The 1578-nt window shown below is 62.9% G+C and carries 3 protein-coding genes; 2 read left to right on the forward strand and 1 reads right to left on the reverse strand.

Annotation, left to right across the window (positions count from 1 at the left end):
- Positions 1 to 487: type IV pilus twitching motility protein PilT (locus tag BKD70_RS23785; RefSeq protein ID WP_175441039.1), on the reverse strand; the 487-nt coding region annotated here is incomplete at its 3' end.
- Between the two features lie 57 nt (positions 488 to 544).
- Between BKD70_RS23785 and BKD70_RS23790 the strand changes: the two genes are divergently transcribed.
- Together BKD70_RS23790 and BKD70_RS23795 are read left to right on the forward strand one after the other, a co-directional pair.
- Entirely contained in the window at positions 545 to 1231 is a 687-nt protein-coding gene (locus tag BKD70_RS23790; protein WP_054916915.1) for a YggS family pyridoxal phosphate-dependent enzyme, read from the forward strand.
- A 34-nt stretch (positions 1232 to 1265) separates the two neighbouring features.
- Positions 1266 to 1578 (forward strand): pyrroline-5-carboxylate reductase (locus BKD70_RS23795; RefSeq protein WP_175441040.1); only part of this gene is annotated, 313 nt, incomplete at its 3' end.

A 1578-nucleotide genomic window follows, 5' to 3' on the forward strand; every position in this document is an offset into this window, starting at 1 on the left:
CGATGGGGTCTTCCAGCGTGAGGATATGCTGGCGTCGATGCCGGTTGAGGTCGTCGATCATCGCCGCCAGGGTCGTAGACTTGCCCGAGCCGGTGGGCCCGGTCACCAGCACCAGGCCACGAGGAAGGCGGGCGATACGCTGGAACACCTCGCCCAGTCCCAGGTCCTCCAGGCTTTGGACCTCAGTCGCAATAGCCCGGAACACCGCACCCACGCCGCGATCCTGGCGGAACACGTTCGCCCGGAACCGGGCGACGCCTGGCAATTCGAAGGCAAAATCCGTTTCAAGAGATGTTTCGAAATCCTTTTGTTGATGTTTATTCAGCAAAGGGCTCAATAAGTCGACCACTTGGGTAGCGTTCAGCGCTGGCCCATCCAGCGGCCAAACCTCGCCATCAATGCGCAGCATCGGTGCCAGGCCGGCTGACAGATGCAGGTCTGAGGCGCCTCGGCTTACGCTGGCCGTCAGCAATTGCGTGATATCCATAGGGCTTTCCATTTCCAGTAGAATGCCGCGGACTCCATATCCACGGGCGCATCTTGAATGTCGACGATAGCAGACAACATCGGCCTGGTTATCCAGCGCATCCGCGCCGCAGCCGCCGCCGTGCAACGTGACGCAAGCAGCATCCACCTGCTGGCCGTGAGCAAGACCAAACCCGCGCAGGCGGTACGCGACGCCTATGCCGCCGGGCTGCACGACTTTGGGGAAAACTACCTGCAGGAAGCCTTGGGCAAACAGGCGGATTTGACCGACCTGCCCTTGAGTTGGCACTTCATCGGCCCCATTCAATCGAACAAGACTCGCGCCATCGCCGAGAACTTCGCTTGGGTGCATTCCGTGGACCGCCTGAAAATCGCACAACGCCTGTCCGAACAACGCCCGACCGACCTGCCGCCGCTCAATATCTGCATTCAGGTCAATGTCAGTGGCGAAGCCAGCAAGTCCGGCTGCACACCCGCCGACCTGCCGGCCCTGGCCACGGCGATCAGCGCCCTGCCGCGCTTGAAGCTGCGGGGTTTGATGGCAATTCCCGAGCCGACTGAAGACCGGGCGGAGCAGGATGCGGCGTTTGCCACAGTGCGCGACCTGCAAGCCAGCTTGAACCTGCCGCTGGACACACTTTCCATGGGCATGAGCCATGACCTTGAGTCGGCCATTGCCCAAGGCGCCACCTGGGTGCGGATCGGTACCGCCCTGTTTGGCGCCCGCGACTACGGCCAGCCGTGAAATGGCTGACATCCCTCGAAAATAAGGACCTGTCATGAGCAACACGCGTATTGCCTTTATCGGCGCCGGTAACATGGCGGCCAGCCTGATCGGTGGCCTGCGGGCCAAGGGCCTGGACGCCGCGCAGATCCACGCCAGCGACCCGGGCGCCGAGACCCGCGAGCGCGTCAGCGCCGAACACGGTATCCAGACCTTCGCCGATAACGCCGAGGCCATCCACGGCGTCGATGTGATCGTGCTGGCGGTCAAGCCCCAGGCCATGAAGGCCGTGTGCGAGAGCCTGCGCCCGAGCCTGCAACCTCACCAACTGGTGGTGTCGATTGCCGCTGGCATCACCTGCGCCAGCA

The sequence above is a fragment of the Pseudomonas sp. BS-2016 genome, from assembly GCF_001806145.1.
Taxonomy (GTDB): Bacteria; Pseudomonadota; Gammaproteobacteria; order Pseudomonadales; family Pseudomonadaceae; genus Aquipseudomonas; species Aquipseudomonas lundensis.